This is a genomic window from Microbacterium mcarthurae (genome assembly GCF_046064585.1).
GTDB classification, from domain to species: domain Bacteria; phylum Actinomycetota; class Actinomycetes; order Actinomycetales; family Microbacteriaceae; genus Microbacterium; species Microbacterium mcarthurae.
Genome location: NZ_JAROCE010000005.1, coordinates 1 through 17,857, shown reverse-complemented (window position 1 = coordinate 17,857; position 17,857 = coordinate 1). Strand labels below are relative to the sequence as shown.

Annotated in this window: 17 protein-coding genes and 1 pseudogene; 9 read left to right on the top strand and 9 right to left on the bottom strand. The window is 70.5% G+C overall.

The annotated features are described in order from the left end of the window. Positions 1–318: 318 nt before the first annotated feature. The 3 genes from P5G46_RS13935 to P5G46_RS13925 form a co-directional block, all read right to left on the bottom strand. Complete coding sequence (locus P5G46_RS13935; protein ID WP_308192649.1) at positions 319–1,722, bottom strand: APC family permease; 1,404 nt, start codon at positions 1,720–1,722, stop codon at positions 319–321. A gap of 168 nt (positions 1,723–1,890) precedes the next feature. After that, positions 1,891–3,285 (bottom strand): aspartate aminotransferase family protein, encoded by a 1,395-nt coding sequence (locus P5G46_RS13930; RefSeq protein WP_408905905.1) that lies wholly within the window; start codon positions 3,283–3,285, stop codon positions 1,891–1,893. Beyond that, positions 3,282–3,752, bottom strand: coding sequence for an Lrp/AsnC family transcriptional regulator (locus tag P5G46_RS13925; RefSeq protein WP_239275949.1), 471 nt, complete (start codon positions 3,750–3,752; stop codon positions 3,282–3,284). Before P5G46_RS13925 ends, P5G46_RS13930 begins: the two co-directional genes overlap by 4 nt. 167 nt (positions 3,753–3,919) lie before the next feature. Between P5G46_RS13925 and P5G46_RS13920 the strand changes: the two genes are divergently transcribed. Beyond that, entirely contained in the window at positions 3,920–4,639 is a 720-nt protein-coding gene (locus P5G46_RS13920; protein ID WP_408905904.1) for a HEAT repeat domain-containing protein, read from the top strand. A 2-nt stretch (positions 4,640–4,641) separates the two neighbouring features. Here P5G46_RS13920 and P5G46_RS13915 read toward each other — a convergent pair whose 3' ends face one another. From P5G46_RS13915 to P5G46_RS13905, 3 genes are read right to left on the bottom strand one after another with little or no spacing between them, the layout of a single operon-like run. Beyond that, positions 4,642–6,066, bottom strand: a complete 1,425-nt coding sequence (locus tag P5G46_RS13915) for an aminobutyraldehyde dehydrogenase (RefSeq protein ID WP_239275947.1) — start codon at positions 6,064–6,066, stop codon at positions 4,642–4,644. Beyond that, the gene (locus P5G46_RS13910; RefSeq protein WP_408905903.1) at positions 6,063–7,424 is read right to left on the bottom strand and encodes an aspartate aminotransferase family protein; all 1,362 of its coding nucleotides are present in this window, start codon (positions 7,422–7,424) and stop codon (positions 6,063–6,065) included. Before P5G46_RS13910 ends, P5G46_RS13915 begins: the two co-directional genes overlap by 4 nt. A gap of 26 nt (positions 7,425–7,450) precedes the next feature. Next, on the bottom strand, positions 7,451–8,938 hold the full coding sequence (locus P5G46_RS13905; protein ID WP_375096032.1) for a CoA-acylating methylmalonate-semialdehyde dehydrogenase: 1,488 nt from the start codon (positions 8,936–8,938) through the stop codon (positions 7,451–7,453). A gap of 100 nt (positions 8,939–9,038) precedes the next feature. Between P5G46_RS13905 and P5G46_RS13900 the strand changes: the two genes are divergently transcribed. Together P5G46_RS13900 and P5G46_RS13895 are read left to right on the top strand one after the other, a co-directional pair. Next, positions 9,039–10,751, top strand: coding sequence for a PucR family transcriptional regulator ligand-binding domain-containing protein (locus tag P5G46_RS13900; RefSeq protein ID WP_408905902.1), 1,713 nt, complete (start codon positions 9,039–9,041; stop codon positions 10,749–10,751). Further along, positions 10,748–12,355, top strand: a complete 1,608-nt coding sequence (locus P5G46_RS13895; RefSeq protein WP_408905901.1) for a cellulase family glycosylhydrolase — start codon at positions 10,748–10,750, stop codon at positions 12,353–12,355. The genes P5G46_RS13900 and P5G46_RS13895 overlap by 4 nt, the downstream gene beginning before the upstream one ends. Positions 12,356–12,384: 29 nt before the next feature. Here the strand turns inward: P5G46_RS13895 and P5G46_RS13890 are convergent, their stop codons facing one another. Continuing rightward, positions 12,385–13,182: an alpha/beta fold hydrolase gene (locus P5G46_RS13890; RefSeq protein ID WP_239275942.1), complete on the bottom strand. Its 798-nt coding sequence runs from the start codon at positions 13,180–13,182 to the stop codon at positions 12,385–12,387. A gap of 135 nt (positions 13,183–13,317) precedes the next feature. On the opposite strand from P5G46_RS13890, the gene P5G46_RS13885 reads away from it, so the two are divergent. Genes P5G46_RS13885 through P5G46_RS13870 form a run of 4 tightly spaced genes read left to right on the top strand, consistent with a single transcriptional unit; the run spans position 13,318 to position 15,914 of the window. After that, a complete protein-coding gene (locus P5G46_RS13885) occupies positions 13,318–13,614 on the top strand; it encodes a DUF1905 domain-containing protein (protein WP_239275941.1) in 297 nt (98 codons plus the stop codon). Positions 13,615–13,618: 4 nt separating this feature from the next. Further along, positions 13,619–14,071 (top strand): prepilin peptidase, encoded by a 453-nt coding sequence (locus P5G46_RS13880; protein ID WP_239275940.1) that lies wholly within the window; start codon positions 13,619–13,621, stop codon positions 14,069–14,071. Positions 14,072–14,130: 59 nt separating this feature from the next. Continuing rightward, complete coding sequence (locus P5G46_RS13875) at positions 14,131–15,159, top strand: YihY/virulence factor BrkB family protein (protein WP_239275939.1); 1,029 nt, start codon at positions 14,131–14,133, stop codon at positions 15,157–15,159. 47 nt (positions 15,160–15,206) lie between these two features. Then, positions 15,207–15,914 (top strand): NAD(P)H-hydrate epimerase, encoded by a 708-nt coding sequence (locus P5G46_RS13870; RefSeq protein ID WP_239275938.1) that lies wholly within the window; start codon positions 15,207–15,209, stop codon positions 15,912–15,914. Here the strand turns inward: P5G46_RS13870 and P5G46_RS13865 are convergent. Further along, entirely contained in the window at positions 15,902–16,657 is a 756-nt protein-coding gene (locus P5G46_RS13865) for a glutamine amidotransferase (RefSeq protein ID WP_239275937.1), read from the bottom strand. The two genes, P5G46_RS13870 and P5G46_RS13865, sit on opposite strands and share 13 nt — an antisense overlap. Before the next feature lie 68 nt (positions 16,658–16,725). On the opposite strand from P5G46_RS13865, the gene P5G46_RS13860 reads away from it, so the two are divergent. Beyond that, positions 16,726–16,953, top strand: a complete 228-nt coding sequence (locus P5G46_RS13860) for a response regulator (RefSeq protein WP_239275936.1) — start codon at positions 16,726–16,728, stop codon at positions 16,951–16,953. Beyond that, a complete protein-coding gene (locus P5G46_RS13855) occupies positions 16,950–17,591 on the top strand; it encodes a CYTH domain-containing protein (RefSeq protein WP_239275935.1) in 642 nt (213 codons plus the stop codon). The genes P5G46_RS13860 and P5G46_RS13855 overlap by 4 nt, the downstream gene beginning before the upstream one ends. 83 nt (positions 17,592–17,674) lie before the next feature. Here the strand turns inward: P5G46_RS13855 and P5G46_RS13850 are convergent. Further along, a pseudogene (locus P5G46_RS13850) lies at positions 17,675–17,857 on the bottom strand (dihydrolipoyl dehydrogenase); the annotation flags it as partial.

Genomic DNA, 17,857 nt, shown 5'->3' with positions numbered 1-17,857 from the left:
CCCGAGCGGCAGCCGACCTCCGCGACGACCGGCCGCCCCGAGCGGCACAACTCCTGCATGCCCTGCGTGGGTGAGCGAGGAGATGCGGGGGGCGCTGATTCCGCCGGAGTTGTGCGTGCCCGGGCCGTCGCGCGGATCCCACGACCAGCCCGCCGGACGGCATCGGCACAACTCCTGCTCTGGTCGCCGCCGGGGCGATCCTCGGTGCCCGGTGACCCGGTTCTGCCGGAGTTGTGCGCACCCGATCGGATCGGGCCCCGCGACGCGAAGGCCGCGGCATCCATCGAGGGACGGATGCCGCGGCCGAGGCGGGGCGTGTCAGATCTCCGAGCGCGGACCCGGAACCGTTTTGTTGACGCCCGTGACCGGCTGGTTCTCGTCGAAGGACGCGATGGGGCGCCGGAACCCGCGGGTGAGGATGACGAGGTACACCACGCCCAGGCCCGTCCAGATGAGACCGCCGACGAGCGCGTGACCGTCGAGGTTCACCCACAGCAGACCCGTGAGGAGCATGCCGATACCGGGCATCACGATGTACCGGAAGATGTCGCCCGGCGTCTTGCGGAGCCCCTGCCGGATCGCGAACCAGGCGATCACCGAGATGTTCACGAACGTGAACGCGATCAGGGCGCCGTAGTTGATGTACGCCGCGATCTGCTCGAGGGTGAACGAGATCGCGAACAGGCTCACCAGGCCCACGATGATGATCGAGAGCGTCGGGGTGTGGGTCTTGGGGTTGATGAATCCGAAGATGCGGCGCGGCAGCACGTTGTTGCGGCCCATCACCATGAGCATGCGCGACACCGAGGCGTGCGAGGCCAGCCACGACGCGAGCGTCGCCGCGAAACCCGCGGCCGTGAGCACGGCCTGCAGCACCGGCCCGCCCACCTGGACGCCGATCTCGGGCAGCGTGCTGTCCTCGATCGCCTCGGGCGGGAACGCCGCCGAGTCCGGGAAGCGCAGCTGGGTCACGTACGAGGCGATGAGGAAGATGACGCCACCGGCGACGAGCGTGAGCACGATCGCGCGCGGCATGATCTTCGGGGTCTTCGCCTCCTCCGAGTACATCGACACCGCGTCGAACCCGATGAACGAGAAGCACACGATCGTGGCTCCCGCGAGCACCGCACCGAACTGCACCTCGCTGTGGACGAAGGGGGTCAGCGACACGGGGGTGCCGGCTCCGGCGCCGCCCACCAGCTGCACCACCACCATGACGACGAAGACTGCCATCACGAGGATCGAGAACACCAGCAGGATCATGTTGACGTTCGAGGTGCCACGCATCGTCATGTAGATGACGCCGGTGACGCCGGCGGTGAAGACGACGACCCAGATCCAACCGGGGATGTCGGGGAAGAGCGCCTCCATGTAGCTGCGGAGGATGAGCGCGTTCACCATCGGCAGAAGCATGTAGTCGATGAGCGCGGTCCAGCCGACGACGAAACCGACGCCCGGGTGGATCGATTCGCGAGCGTATGTGTACGCCGAGCCCGCGCTGGGGATGGCGCGCACCATCTTTCCGTAGCTGACGGCGGTGAAGACCAGCACGATGAGGGCGACCGCGTACGCGGCGGGTACGACGTTGTTGGTCTCCTCGGCGACGAGGCCGAAGGTGTCGAACACGACGGTCGGGGTCATGTAACCCAGACCCAGACCCACGATGGACCAGAGTCCCAGGGTGCGGGCGAGTTTCGCGCCCGAGGCAGAGGGCGCCGACACGGCGGCACCGATGTTCTCGTTCGTGGCTACTCCTTGAGGGGCGGGTCGGGATCGGGCGGATCCGACCGGGGCGAGTGATGTCGGGTGATGCGGCGGTGCACCGCTCCGGGTGGGAGCGGGTGAGGAAGAAGCGGATGCCACCGGGGTGGGGCGGCATCCGCTTCCGCGTCAGAGGCGCGTCCAGGCTTCGGTGAGGACGGAGCGCAGAATCTGCTCGATCTCGTCGAACTCGGACGGACCGATGGTCAGGGGCGGAGCGAGCTGGATGACGGGGTCGCCGCGGTCGTCGGCGCGGCAATACAGCCCGGCGTCGTAGAGCGCCTTTGAGAGGAATCCACGCAGGAGCCGCTCGGACTCGTCGTCGTCGAAGGTCTCTTTGGTGACCTTGTCCTTCACCAACTCGATGCCGAAGAAGTACCCGTCGCCGCGCACGTCACCGACGATGGGGAGATCGAGCAGCTTCTCGAGCGTCGAACGGAAGACGGGGGAGTTCGTGCGCACGTTCTGCAACAGCCCCTCCTCTTCGAACACGTCGAGGTTCTCCATCGCGACGGCGGACGAGACCGGGTGCCCGCCGAACGTGTATCCGTGCGGGAAGGAGGAGTCGCCGTGCGCGAACGGCTCGTACACGCGGTCGCTCACGATCGTGCCGCCCAGCGGTGAGTACCCGCTCGTGACGGCCTTGGCGAAGGTGATCATGTCGGGCTGGTAGGAGTAGGCCTCGGCTCCGAAGTAGTAGCCCAGGCGTCCGAACGCGCAGATGACTTCGTCGCTGACGAGTAGCACGTCGTACTTGTCGCAGATCTCCCGCACGCGCTGGAAGTATCCGGCCGGGGCGGGGAAGCAGCCGCCGGCGTTCTGCACCGGTTCCAGGAACACGGCGGCGACCGTCTCGGGGCCCTCGTACTGGATCATCTGCTCGATGCGATCGGCGGCCCACAGGCCGAATTCCTCGGGCGTCCCGCCGCCGAAGCCGGACTCCGCGGCGCGGTAGTAGTTCGTGTTGGGCACGCGGAAACCGCCCGGGGTGACGGGCTCGAACATGTGCTTCATCACGGGCAGGCCCGTGATGGCGAGGGCGCCCTGCGTCGTGCCGTGGTAGGCGATGGCGCGGGAGATGACCTTGTGCTTGGTGGGCTTGCCCTGCGTCTTCCAGTACTGCTTGGCGAGCTTGAACGCGGTCTCGACCGCCTCTCCACCGCCGGTGGAGAAGAAGACGTGATTGAGGTCGCCCGGGGCGAGATGGGCGAGGCGGTCGGCGAGCTCGATCGCGGCCGGGTGGGCGTACGACCACAGCGGGAAGAACGCCAGCTCCTCCGCCTGCTTCGCGGCGGCCTGGGCGATGCGGCGACGACCGTGACCGGCATTGACCACGAACAGGCCCGCGAGGCCGTCGATGTACCGCTTGCCCGCGGCATCCCAAATGTGGTGTCCCTCGCCCTTGACGATGATGGGAACGCCGGGTCCGTCGGTCATCACCGACTGGCGCGCGAAGTGCATCCACAGGTGGTCGCGGGCCTTCGCCTGGAGGTCGGACTGCAGGTCGATTTCGTGAAGCGTCATCGCGTTCCCCAGTTGTAGAGCTGTCGGTGGAGTTTCAGATACACGAACGTCTCGGTCGCCACCACGTCGGGAAGCGACCGGATGCGATCGTTGAGCAGGTCGATGAGGTCGTCGTCGCTCTCGCAGACGACCTCGACGAGCAGATCGAACGAACCCGCGGTCGAAACGACGTAGGTGACGCCGGGGAGCTCGGCCATCTCCGCCGCCACGACCCGCGTGTCACCGGAGACTCGAACGCCGATCATCGCCTGGCGGGCGAAGCCGAGCTGCAGCGGGTCGGTGACCGCGACGATCTGGAGGATGCCGGCGTCCTGCATCTTCTGCACGCGCTGGCGAGTGGCGGTCTCGCTGAGGCCGACGGCCTTGCCGACCTCGGCGTAGGAGCGGCGGCCGTCCTCCTGCAGCTGCTCGACGATGGCCTTCGACACGCTGTCGAGAACCGGACGCCGTTCCGCGGAGATGCTCATGATGGGGCGACGGTATCAGCGGTCTCGTCGGTTACTCAATGATGAAATCGAGTCTTCTCGAAACGTAACACTGCGGAAACCGTCGTTCGCGGGTCATTCCCTGCCGAACGGCGCCGTTGGCGTCGGCGCGTGTCAAGCTGGGCGGGGCGACGAACGGAGGGCCACGGATGGCCGACGGTGACATCACGGCAGGCCTTCGGGCCGCACTGGAGCGGGACGACGCTTCGCTGCGCCTGCGGGCGGCGATGGATGCCGGTACGCGCCCGGACGACGTGTTCATCGAGGTGCTCGTGGATCGCTGCGCGGTCGAGCCCGACTTCTTCGTGCGCGACATGCTCACGTGGGCGCTGACTCGCCACGACACCGCCAAGGTCATCTCCGCGGTGCTGCCCGAGCTCGCTTCGCCGTTTCCGCAGGCCCGCAGCCAGGGGCTGCACACGCTGTCGAAGATCCGCGACCCGGACACGTGGTCGGCGATCACACCCGCCCTTCTGCACGACGAGGAGCCGTCCGTCGCGCGCGCGGCGTGGCGGACGGCGGCGGGCCTCGTGCCCGATGCCGAGCGGACCGCGCTCGCCGCCGCGCTCGCTCAGCATTTCGGTCGGGGCGAGATCGAGACGCGCCGGAGCCTCAGCCGCGCCTTCGTGATGATCGGCGAGGACGCGCGTCCGACCGTCGACAGGGCGGCGGAGTCCGACGATGAGGACGTCCGCGTGCACGCGCTCGCGACGGGGGCCTTGATGGACGACCCGGATGCCGGGTTCGAGGGCGCGGTGGGACATGCGCGCCGCGTGAACGCACTGCGCACGGCACCGACGGTGCCGGACGCGGCCGCGGGCGGCGACACGCCGGACGCCGCCGAGGAGACGGGGACGCCCGGCGTCTGAGCTCAGGCCAGGCTCGACATCACGTGCTTGATGCGCGTGTAGTCCTCGAAGCCGTACACCGAGAGGTCCTTGCCGTATCCGGAGTGCTTGAACCCCCCGTGCGGCATGTCCGAGACGAACGGGATGTGGGCGTTGATCCACACGCACCCGAAGTCGAGGTCGCGGCTGAAGCGCATCGCCCGGCCGTGCTCGCGGGTCCAGACGGATGCCGCGAGCGCGTAGGGCACGTCGTTGGCCCGCGCGAGGGCCTCACCGTCGTCGTCGAACGACTGCACCGCGAGGACCGGTCCGAACACCTCCTGCTGCACGAGCTCGTCGTCCTGCCGCAGCCCCGTGACGATCGTGGGCGCGAAGAAGCAGCCGGTGTCCCCGACGCGCGTGCCGCCGGTCACGACGCGCGCGTGCGTGGGCAGTCGATCGATGAATCCCCGCACCCGTGCCAGTTGGTCGGAGTTGTTGACCGGTCCGAAGAAGGCCGCGGGGTCGTCGGGGGCGCCCACGCGCACGTGGTCCGCGACGTAGGCGACGAGCCGCTCGACCAGCTCGTCGTGAAGAGAGGCGTGCACGAGCAGGCGCGTCGCCGCCGTGCAGTCCTGACCGGCGTTGAAGAACGCCGCCTGCGCGATTCCGGCGGTCGCGGCATCCAGGTCGGCGTCCGGGAAGACGATGGCGGGCGCTTTGCCGCCCAACTCGAGGTGGACGCGCTTGACCTGCCGCGCCGCGGACTCGGCGACCTGCATGCCCGCGCGCACCGAGCCGGTGATCGCCACGAGCTGCGGCGTCGGGTGCTCGACGAGGGCGCGACCGGTCTCACGGTCGCCGAGGACGACGTTGAACACCCCCGGCGGAAGGATCTCGGATGCCAGCTCCGCCAGACGCACCGTGGTCTGCGGTGTGGTCTCGCTGGGCTTGAGCACGACGGTGTTCCCGGCGGCGAGTGCGGGGGCGATCTTCCAGATCGCCATGTTGAGCGGGTAATTCCACGGTGTCACCTGCGCCACCACGCCGATCGGTTCGCGCCGCACGTAGGACGTGAAGCCTTCCGCGTACTCGGCGGCCGCGCGTCCGTCGAGGTCGCGTGCGGCTCCGGCGAAGAAGCGCAGCTGGTCGACGGACTGGTCGATCTCGTCGGCGACCAGCGTCGCGCGGGGCTTGCCGGTGTCCTCCGATTCGAGATCGGCGAACTCCTCCGCGTGGTCGGCGAGCGCATCGGCGAGCCGGAAGAGCGCGAGCTGTCGCACCGCGGGCGTCGTCAGTCGCCACGACGCGAAAGCGCGCGATGCCGCGGCGAAAGCGGCATCCACCTCTTCCTCGGTCGAGCATGGCGCCTGGGCGTACACCTCTCCGGTGACGGGGCTGACGAGGTCGAGCAGGCGCCCGGCCGAGGCGGCCGACACACCGTCGACGACGTTTCGCAGAACCCTCATGCCGCAGCCGCCTCGTCGGCGACGGCGAGGGCTTCGTCGATGATGTCGAGCCCGCGCACCAGATCCGCCTCCGAGATGACGAGCGGGGGAGCGACGTGGACCCGGTTGAAGTGCGTGAAGGGCCACAGGCCCGCCTTCTTGCACGCCGCCGCGAAAGCGGCCATCGGCGCCGCGTCGGCCCCCGCGGCGTTGAAGGGGACGAGCGGCTCCCGCGTCTCACGGTCGCGCACGAGTTCGATCGCCCAGAACAGGCCCCGGCCCCGCACCTCGCCGACAGACGGGTGCTTCTCGGCCATCTCGTGCAGACGCGGGCCGACGACGCGCTCGCCGAGGTCGCGCACCCGCTCGAGGATCCCGTCGCGACGGAACACCTCGAACGTGGCGATACCGGGGGCGCACGCGAGGGGGTGCCCCGAGTACGTCAGACCACCCGGGAAGGTCACGGTGTCGAAGTGGCTCGCGATGGCATCCGAGATCACCACTCCGCCCAGCGGCACGTAGCCCGAGTTCACGCCCTTTGCGAAAGTGATGAGGTCGGGCGCGACGTCGAACGCGTCGATCGCGAACCATTCGCCGATACGGCCGAATCCGACCATCACTTCGTCGGCGATGTAGACGATGCCGTACTTGTCGCACAGCGCCCGCACGCCCGGGAGGTAGCCGGGCGGGGGGACCAGCACGCCGTTCGTGCCGACGACGGTCTCGAGGATGATCGCGCCGATCGTCGACGCACCCTCGAGGATGATCGTCTGCTCGAGGTGCTGCAGGGCGCGCGCGGTCTCCTCTTCCTCGGAGGACGCGTGGAACGCCGAACGGTAGACGTACGGACCGAAGAAGTGGACGACCGACGCATCGGCGGGCTCGTTCGCCCAGCGCCGCGGGTCACCGGTGAGGGTGATCGCGGTGGAGGTGTTGCCGTGGTAGCTGCGGTACATCGCCAGCACCTTGCGTTTGCCGGTCACCAGGCGCGCCATGCGCACGGCGTTCTCGTTGGCATCCGCTCCGCCGTTGGTGAAGAACACCTTGGAGAAGCCCTCCGGCGCGACCTCGGAGATGAGGCGGGCGAGCTCGCCGCGCGTGCCATTGGCCATCGCGGGCTGGATGGTGGCCAGCTCACCGGCCTGGCGCTGGATCGCCGCGATCAGGTCGGGGTGCTGGTGGCCGAGGTTGAGGTTCACCAGCTGCGACGAGAAGTCGAGGTAGCCGTTACCGGCGTGGTCCCAGAACGTCGCGCCCTCGCCGCCGGCGACGGGGAGCGGGTCGATGAGCGCCTGTGCGCTCCACGAGTGGAAGACGTGGGCGCGGTCGTCGGCGCGGACCTGCGCGTCGGCGGCGAGGTCGGGGGAGGTCAGGGTCATGGTCGTTCCTTTCCGGATGCCGCGGGTCAGTGGTTGCTGGGGAAGCCGAGGCTGATCTGGCTCTCGCTGGGGTCGGGCCAGCGGGTCGTGACGACCTTGCTGCGCGTGTAGAAGTGGATGGACTCGGGGCCGTAGATGTGCGAGTCGCCGAAGAGCGAGTTGCGCCAGCCGCCGAACGAGAAGGCTCCGACCGGAACCGGGATGGGCACGTTGACACCCACCATGCCGACCTCGATGTCGAACTCGAACTGACGGGCCGTGCCGCCGTCGCGCGTGAACACGGCGGTGCCGTTGGCGAAGGGGCTGGAGTTGATCAGCTCCACGGCCTCGTCGTACGTCTTCACGCGGACGACCGAGAGGACGGGTCCGAAGATCTCGTCGTCGTACACCTTCATGCCGGGGGCGACCTGGTCCACGAGCGAGACGCCGATGAAGAAGCCGTCCCCGTCGAACTGCTGCGTCGTGCCGTCGACGACCACCTCGGCGCCTTCCCCCGCCGCGCCGGTGACGTACGAGGCGACCTTGTCGCGGTGTTCGCGCGTGATGAGCGGACCCATCTCGCTCGCGGCATCCGTCCCGGGGCCGATCTTCAGGCCCTCGATGCGGGATGCCACCTTCTCGACGAGCGCGTCGGCGACCTCGTCGCCCACCGCCACGAGCACCGACACCGCCATGCAGCGCTCGCCGGCGGAGCCGTAGGCGGCCGAGACCGCGGCGTCGGCGGCGGAGTCCAGGTCGGCGTCGGGCATGACGACCATGTGGTTCTTGGCCCCGCCGAGGGCCTGCACGCGCTTGCCGTTCTCGGCGGCGCGGGAGTAGATGGACTTGGCGATCGGGGTCGAGCCGACGAAGCTCACGGCGCGGACGTCGGGGGAGTCCAGCAGCGCGTCGACGGCGACCTTGTCGCCGTGCACGACGTTGAGGACACCGGCCGGGAGCCCCGCCTCCTCGTACAGCTTCGCGAGGAAGATCGCGGCCGAGGGGTCTTTCTCGCTGGGCTTGAGCACGACGGTGTTGCCGCACGCGATCGCCGAGGCGGTCATCCACAGCGGAACCATCACGGGGAAGTTGAACGGAGTGATCGCGGCCACCACGCCGACGGGCTGCTTCACCGAGTGCACGTCCACGCCGCGGCTGACCTGCTCGGCGTGCTCCCCCTTGAGCAGGTGCACCAGGCCCGCGGCGAACTCCACGTTCTCGATTCCCCGGCTGATCTCGCCCTTGGCATCCGAGAGGACTTTGCCGTGCTCGGCGGTGATGATCGCGGCGAGCTCGTCGGTGCGTTCGACGAGGAGGTGGCGGAGGCGGAAGAACACGTCGGCCCGCTTGATGAGGCTCGTCGCCCGCCACCCGGGGAGTGCGGCCTTCGCGGCCGCGATCGCCTCCTCCACCTCCGCCGTCGAGGCGAAGGCGACCTGCGCCTGCACCCTGCCCGTGGCGGGGTCGAAGACATCGCCCGTGCGTGCCGCTTCGCCGCGCGCCGTGCCGGCGATGTGGTGGTGGATGACGGTCATGCGGATCCTCCTCGAGAAATGCGCCGGGCCGGACAGATCGACCGGAAGCGTCGTAGGGTGTTCACTGCCGATTCTGCGGCACGGAAACGGGGGAACGCGCGTGGCTGATCGTCGCGAAGATGGGCGTTCCCGAACAGATCGTCCGGATGCGCCCGATGCTCTCCTCGAGCGGGGGCTCCCACCGCTCGCGGAAGTGCTGGAGTCTTCGGCCCTGTCCGCCGGTGCGCCCGAGGTCCTCGTGGGAGGGGCGGCGCTGTCGGCCCCCGTGCGATGGGTCCACGTCTCGGACAGCCCCGGGGTGGCGCGCCTGCTCGAAGGGGGCGAGCTGCTGCTGACGACCGCGTCGGCGTGGCCGGCGGAACCGGCGGAGCTTCGCGCGCTCGTGGGCGAGTTCGTCCGGGCGGGGCTGGTCGGAGTGGTGATCGAACTCGGCGCGCACTACCGCTACGTCCCGGCCGTCGTGGTCGAAGCCGCCTCCGCCGCCGGGCTCGCCCTGATCGCCCTGCACCGCGAGATCAAGTTCGTGAGCGTGACCGAGGAGGTGCACCGGCGCATCATCGACGACCAGACGGCGGCACTGCGGGCCCGCGACGACGTGCGGACGCTCTTCACCTCGCTGGCGCTGCGCGGCGCGCCCGCCGACTACATCGTCGAGCGTCTGGCGCACACGCTGCGCGCGCCGGTCGTCCTGGAGTCGCTCGCGCACGAGGTGATCGTGGCAGGGCTCGCGGATGCCGACCCTGCCGTGCTGCGCGACTGGCAGGAACGGTCGCGTCGGCTCGGTGACGACGGCGACGACGGCCGCTCCATCGTGCCGGTCGAGGCGCGCGGCATCCGCTGGGCGACGCTCGTCGCGCTGGCAGGCCCCGGACATCCCGCCGGGCGCCGCGCGGTGCTCGAGCAGGGTGCGACGGCGCTGGCGCTGGGGCGTCTCGCCGACCCGGACGGCGACGACTGGGCCCGTCTGGGGCGACGTCGTCTGATGGACGCGCTGCTCGGAGGTCGCTACGGCTCCGCCGACGAGGTCGCCGCGCTGCTCGGGGCCGCGCGCATCGACCTGCCCGGAACAGCGCTTCTCGGCCTGGCGATCGACGGAGCCGCCGCCGAAGACGTCGAGGCCGCCGCGGACGTCGTCGGGGGTCGCGCCCTGTGTGGCTCTCCGCGAGGCGCGGACGAGCGCGCCGCGGGATGGATGCCGGTGCTCGTGGCCGTTCCCTCGGCGACGGCGTTCGCCGGCGCGGCCGCCGACCGTTTCCACGCCCGGCTGCGCGGTGACGGACCGCCCCCGCGGGTATCGGTAGGACCCCGGGTGGAGGGCGCTCCCGCGGAGGACGCCGTGCCGCGCGTGCTGGACTCGCTCGAGCAGGCCCTGGACCTCGCCGAGGTGGGCGACCTCCGCGAGGGGGCCGTGCACTGGGTGGTCCGGCATCCGCTCGTCCGGTTCGTATCGTCGCTGCGCGGCGATCACCGCCTCCTCGAACACGGCGAAAGCCTCCTCGCGCCGGTGCTCGCCGCTGCGCCCGCCCGGCGCCGTGATCTGCTCGCGGCGCTGTCGGCGATCGTCGCCCACCCCGGCAACCGCACGGCGGCCGCGGCGGCCGCGCACGTGTCGCGGTCGGTGTTTTACCAGCGCCTCGACCTCGCCGAGCGCCTGCTGGGCGTCGACCTCGATGACGGCGAGGTCGTGGCCGCCCTGCACCTCGCCCTCGTCGTGCACAGGGCGCACCGCTCGCCGGGATTGGCGCTATCGCGCGGGCGTTCCGCGAGCCGCGCGGACCGCTACGATGACCGGGACGAGCGGGGGCGGAGATGACGGAACGGCACACGGCGCTGAGACGCGTGTGGACGCGTTTCGCCGCGGTCGCCGCGGTGACCGGTCTGCTGCTGGCGGGCGTGGTGGCGGCTCCGGCCGCCTCGGCCGCGAGTCTGCCGGGCTGGCTCTCCACCCGCGGTGCGACCATCGTCACCGCCACGGGTGCCCCGTACACGATCAAGGCCGTCGCGTGGTTCGGGATGGAGACGTCGAACTGCGCCCCGCACGGGCTGTGGTCCATCCCGCTCGATGAGGGTCTGGCCAAGATCGCGGCGATGGGCTTCACCACCGTGCGTCTGCCCTTCTCGAACGAATGCCTCGCCGCCGGGCGCACCACATCGATCGACGCCAACGCCAACCCCGGCCTGGTCTCGCTCACCCCGCTGAAGCTCATGGACACCGTGATCGCCCGCGCGAAGGCGCACGGGCTGTCGGTGATCCTCGACCGCCACCGGCCGGATTCGGGAGCGCAGAGCGAGCTCTGGTACACCGCGCAGTACCCCGAGAAGCGGTGGATCGACGACTGGACGATGCTTGCCGCCCGCTACAAGAACGACTCCACCGTCATCGGTGTCGATCTGCACAACGAACCGCATGGCCCCGCGTGCTGGAACTGCGGCGACCCGGCTCGCGACTGGCGCGCCGCCGCGACCCGTGCGGGCAATGCGGTGCTGGCCGTCAACCCTCGGCTCCTCATCATCGTCGAGGGTGTCGAAAGGCAGAACGACGGCACGAGCACGTGGTGGGGCGGCGGGCTGAAGGACGTCCGGTCCGCTCCCGTGACCCTGTCGGTGAAGAACCGCGTCGTCTACTCGCCCCATGATTACCCGGCATCGGTGTACGCGCAGCAGTGGTTCTCGGACCCGCGGTACCCGGCGAACCTCCCCGCCGTCTGGGATGCCAACTGGGGGTACCTCGCGAAGGAGAACATCGCACCGGTGCTGCTGGGCGAGTTCGGAACGAAGCTCGAGACAGCGAGCGACAGAGCGTGGCTGGCGACGCTCGTCGACTACCTGGCGCAGCGCAGGATCAGCTACGCCTATTGGTCGTTCAACCCCAACAGCGGAGACACGGGCGGCCTCGTCGCCGACGACTGGCGCACTCTCCAGATCGCGAAACTCGCCGCCCTCCGTCCGATCCTCACGCCCGCGCCGCAGCCTTCACCGACCGCGACCCCGAAGCCCACGGCCTCTCCGAAGCCCACGGTGACCCCCACCGCGTCTCCGAAACCGACGATCAGTCCCTCGGTCTCCCCGAAACCCACGGTCACGCCCGTTCCCACGCCCCGACCCACCGCCGGTTCCTCTCCCGCGGTCGCCGTCACGTGGATCCCGCAGAGCGCGTGGGGGGACGGCTACGTCAGCGAACTCACGGTGCGCGCCACCGGACCGGTCGCGTCATGGTCGGTGTCGTGGGAATCGCCCGGGGCGACGGCGGTGACCAACGCGTGGGGCATGACATGTGGCATCCGGTCGTCGACGATCACCTGTCGCGGCGACGGGTGGGCGGGATCGCTCGCCCCCGATCAGACGGTCCGCGTGGGTCTGCAGGTGGTGGCGCCGTCCGCTCCGAGCGCGCCGCGTCTGAGCGTCACCGCGAACTGAGCGCGGCACCCGCGCGGGTCGCCGGTGAGTCAGAGGGTGCGGGAGAGGAACGCGATCCCCGCCTCGCGGAAGGTGCGCGCGCCGGGGGCGTTGACGTGGTGCCGCCCGGGGATGTCGACGAACTCGCCGCGCGGCAGCAGGCTCGCCAGATGCGCGGACTGGTCGTAGATGGGGTCCTCCGTGCCCGTCGCGATGAGGACGGGCTGCATCGGAGGCGCCGCGGGATCGGGATCCGTCTCGCCCAGGCGCATCCCCTCGGCGATCGCGACGAGCGCGCGCAGGTCGTTGCCGGGCACGCGTTCGGCCAGCGACACGTACCGCTGAGTGGTGGCATCCCGGACGGGTTCGCCGCGATCCAGGAACGCGCGCGCCTGATCGACCCGGAGTCGCGCGAGCGGTCGGCCATCGGGGATGCCGCCCAGCACCGCGCGTTCCACGTGCTCGGGGGCGTCCACCGCGAGCTGCCAGCCGACCCTTCCGCCGAGGGAGTACCCGAGGTAGCGCACCTGGTCGACGAGGTAGGTGTCGAGCACCGCGACCAGGTCGGAGACCAGCGCGCTCATGCGGTACGCGTCCGCCTCGTGCGGCTTGTCGCTCAGACCGTGACCACGCTGGTCGACCGCCAGCACGCGGAAACCCGCGCGCAGCAGATCACGCACCCACCCCGTGTTCACCCAGTTGTCGCGCGTGCTCGAACCGAATCCGTGGACGCAGAGCACGGTCGCGGCATCCGGATCGCCCCAGGAGTAGGTGGCGAGGCGGACGTTGTCGCCCACGATGACGAACTGCGGAGAGGGGACCTCGGTGAGCGCGGGGACGGCATCCATTCCGCCGATCCTCGCACAGGGAGAGGTCAACGTCCGGAAAGTGGTCGTTGTGGTCTCGACGGCTCCTCCCCGGGGAAGCGAGAGCGGATCCGCCGCCCCCGCGCCGGTAGGGTGACGGCGTCGGAAGGAGACGTCGTGATCGTGGAGTTCGAGGGAGAGGTCTTCCGCTGGGAGGCCCGGCTCGACAGCGCGTGGTACTTCGTCGCGCTGCCTCTCGAGCTCAGCGAGGCCGTGAGCGAGACCCAGACGTACCGTCGGGGCTTCGGCGGCGTGCGCGTCGAGGCCACGATCGGGACGTCGACATGGCGGACGTCCGTGTTCCCCCAGTCCGACGGCAGGTACGTTCTGCCACTCAAGCGCGCGGTGCGCGATCGCGAGGGGATTCCGCCGGACGGGATCGTGCGGGTCCACCTGTCGGTCATCGACGCGTAGCGCGATGCTCGGCGTCGCCCTGGTCGTCTTCGGGGCGCTCTCACTCGTCCTCGCCGTCTTCGACCTCCGCCACCACAGGCTGCCGCACATCCTCGTCCTCCCCGGGCTCGCGTGCGCCCTCGCGCTGCTGACATCCGCTGCGCTCACCGGCGCGGTGCCCGAGCGACTGACGGGGGTGTGGGCAGCGGCGGCCTTCGCGTTCGTCGTCCTCCTCGCCCTCCATCGGGCACGACCGTCCGACATCGGCGGGGGAGACGTGACACTCGCCGCTCTCGCGGGAGCGCACCTGGGCTGGTTCGGGTGGGATGCCGTGGTGACGGGCCTCGGTGCCGGAGTGATCTGCGGCGGCACCGCGGCCGTGGGCACGGTGCTCGCGGGAGCGCGAGGCATCCCGATCGCACTCGGTCCACCCCTTCTGATGGGCACGTGGTGGGCGCTGCTGGGCGTGATGTGGTGACGCGCTGCCGCCGGTCAAGCCTCCGCGGTGAATCGGCGGAGCCCGCCTAGCCTGGGGGAATGGCTGACTTGATCCGTCGCGTCACCGCGTGGGCGCTGCGCCGACGTCTTGTGCGCGCATACCTCGTCTACTCCGGCCGACGCGGACCCATGCTCGCCGACAGCGTGACCTATCGCACACTGTTCAGCGTCTTCGCCGGCGTGCTCATCGGATTCTCGTTCGCGGCGCTGTGGTTGTCGGGGAACCCCGACGGCCTCGCGGCTCTGGTGCGCGCGGTCGACAGCGTCGTGCCCGGACTCGTCGGGCCGGACGGGCTCATCGACGTCACCGCGATCCAGGCGCCGACCGGCTTCACGGTCGCGGGCGTCCTCGGCTCCATCGGCCTCGTCGGCGCGGCCATCGGGGCGATCGGATCTCTGCGCTCGGCGCTGCGCCAGATCGCCGACATCACCACCGAGGACACGTTCATCGTGTGGGTGCTCCTGCGCAACCTTCTGGTCGCGGTCGGCATCGGCGTCGCTCTCGCGGCCGCCGCGGGCGTCACGTTCCTGGCGACGGCAGGACTGACCGTGGTCCGCGACCTGCTCGGTATCTCGGCGGATTCGTGGGTCACCGGCGCCCTGACGTGGTTGGTCTCGACGCTCGTCGTGCTCGCGCTCGATACCGCGGCGATCGCCGCGGCGTTCGCGCTCCTGTCGGGACTACGCGTGCGGCGCGGCACACTCCTGCGGGGAGCGCTCCTCGGCGGCATCGGGCTCGTCGCCCTCCAGCAGCTCTCGGGACTGTTCGTCGGGGGAGCGAGCAGCAATCCTCTCCTGGCGACGTTCGCCGCCCTCATTGCTCTGCTCCTCTGGCTGAACCTCTCCAGCCAGGTGATCCTCATCGCCGGCGCCTACATCACGGTGGGACACGAGGAGGACGAGGACCGCGTGCGGACCAAGTACGGCGCTGAGACTCTCGTGCAGTTCCGCGTGCAGCGCGCCGAACGGGGAGTGCAGGCGGCCGTGGGCGAACTGAACGCCGCGCGCGAGGCGGAGGCACGCGAGCGCGAGACGACGTCGGCCAAGGACGCCGCGAAGACCGCGTAGCGTACCCCAGGCAGCGGACGCCGGGAGGGCGCGTCTAGGGTGGCTCCATGACCCAGGGAACCGTCGCGTACACCGCCGACGCGATCCGGGCGGCTGAGGCGCCGCTCATCGCGGAGGGACGCCCGCTCATGCGCGAGGCCGCGCGGGCCCTGGCGGACGTTGTCGAGGAGGAGCTCGCTCAGACGCCGGGCCCGGTCCTGGTGCTCGCCGGTTCGGGCGACAACGGCGGTGACGCGCTGTTCGCCGCGGCCGAGTTCGTCCGACGGGCGACGCGCGTGGACATCGTCCTCACCCGTGACCGCGTGCATCGAGAGGCGCTCGACGCGGCCGTCGCCGCGGGCGCTCGGATCCGTGATGCCTCCAACGTGTGCGCCGCCGACTCCGATCACACCCTGGTCGTCGACGGCATCCTCGGAATCGGGGCGTCCGCCGACCCGCGGTTGCGCGGTACGGCTCGCGCTGTCGTCGAGGTGCTGCGTCCCGCGGCCGACGACGGGCGTACCCGCGTCATCGCCGTGGACGTCCCGAGCGGCCTGCATCCCGACACCGGAGAGGCGGATGCCGCGGTGCTCCCCGCCACGATCACCGTGACGTTCGGCGCCGTGAAGGCGGGTCTGCTGCGCGGTCACGGCCCTGAGCTGGCCGGTCGCATCGTACTCGTCGACCTCGGCCTCGAGCCCCAGCTGCGGCGGGTGCGACCCGCGATCACGGCCTCGGTGCCGGTGGTTCGGCGCACCCCGATTCAGCGGGCGTAGCGTTCGGCGAATGCGCGCAGGATGCCACCGGTCGCCGTGACGGGCGCGCGCCGTACGGCGGCGAGGGTGAGGTCGAGCTCGTCCGCGGCGAAATAGCCGAACGACGCGTACGCGTGGATGCGCGTGATGATGCCATCGAGATCGAGCTCGGGGTGGAACTGCGTGGCGTACACGTTCTCGCCCACGCGGAACATCTGCACGGGGCAGGTCGAGGAAGAGGCGAGCAGCGTCGCGGTCCCGGGCAGGGAGGAGATCGCCTCCTTGTGTCCCACGAACGCGGCGAAGGTGTCGGGCATGCCCCGCAGGAGCGGGTCGGCGCGGCCGGCGGCGGAGAGGGTGACGTCCACCACGCTGATCGGCTCGGCGAACGTGCCGTCGATGGGCGCGCGCAGGTGGGTGCCGAGGGTCCCGACGCCGTAGCAGGCGCCGAGGAAGGGAGCGTCTCGCGCGACGACCTCGTCTACGAGTGCGGCCATCTCCGCCTCGACCCGTCGCTGGACGGCGGACTTCCTCTCCGACGGATCCGAGGCGTTGAAGGGGCTCCCGCCCACCAGGATGCCGGACACCTCGTCGAGGTCGATCTCGGGCATCGGTTCGCGTTCGAGGCGGACACGCCGGAGACGCTCGGGCGGCAGGCCGGTGAAGCGCAGGAACAGCGCGTACTCCTCGTCCGCGGGTCCGTCCTGCGCACGGGTCGCGAGAAGAACGAAGGGCCTGTCACCGGGGAGGTCCGCGCTCGTCACCCGAGCGAGTCTAGGTCAGGGGTGTCAAGGCACGGGTCCGCTCCCGGGGCCCGGTCTACGCTGGGGCCATGGCTATTGCACGACTGACCGGAGGCCCGCTCGACGGGCAGGTGATCCCGCTCGAGAACGAGTCGGACGACACGCTGATCATGCCCTACAGCGAGGGGCAGCTCGTCTACCGTCGCGACGGCGGACTCGAGAACACCGGCGACGCCGACGGTCCCACGCAGGCGGTCTTCACCTACTTCGAGGAGACCGAGGAGATCAATCGCGAAGCGAACGAGCGCGACGATTGAGCGCTCCCTCCCCGGGGTCGTCGTCGGTCGAGGTCGAGTCCAAGTACGACGTCGACACCGACACCCCTCTTCCCGACTGGTCGCGTCTTCCCGGCGTCGCGCGCGTCGGCGCCCCTGAGCCGCGCGATCTCGATGCGCGGTATCTCGACACCGCTGACGCCGACCTGGCGCGCAACGGTGTCGCGGTGCGCCGCCGACTGGGCGGCCCCGACCAGGGCTGGCACGTCAAGGCTCCCGCGGCGGGGGGCCGTTCCGAGACGCACTGGCCCCTCGGAGACATCAGCGATCCGGATGCCGACCCCGTGATGCCGGAAGTGATCCAGGATGCCGTGGCCGCCTGGGCGCGCGCACCGTTCCTGCCGCTCGCGCGCGTGCGCAATCAGCGCACCGCCTACGCTCTGCAGGACGCCGACGGGGGCGTGGTCGCCGAGTTCGTCGACGACCGTGTTCGCGCGCGCGACGAGCGCCGCGGCGTGGAGTCCGAGTGGCGCGAGTGGGAGGTCGAGCTCGGCCCCGCCGGCCCCGCGGATGAGGCCGGACGGGCGGCACTGTTCGCCGCGGTCGACGCCGCGGTGTTCGCCGCGGGCGGTCGTCCGGCGGCATCCGGGTCCAAGCTGGCCCGCGCGCTCGGCCACTGACGCCGAGGACACCAGACAGCAGACGGCCCCCGTCCCGCTCCGGAGAGCGGACGGGGGCCGTCTGTTCGTGCAGCCGGGTGGGCTCAGAGGTTGATCATGTGACCGACGAGACCGTGGAAGGCCTCCTGAAGGCCCTCGGAAAGCGTCGGGTGCGTGTGCACGTTCCGCGCCGCCTCGAGAGCGGTGAGGTCCCATTTCTGGGCGAGGGTGAGTTCGGGGAGGAGTTCGGAGACGTCGGGGCCGATGAGGTGTCCGCCGATGAGTTC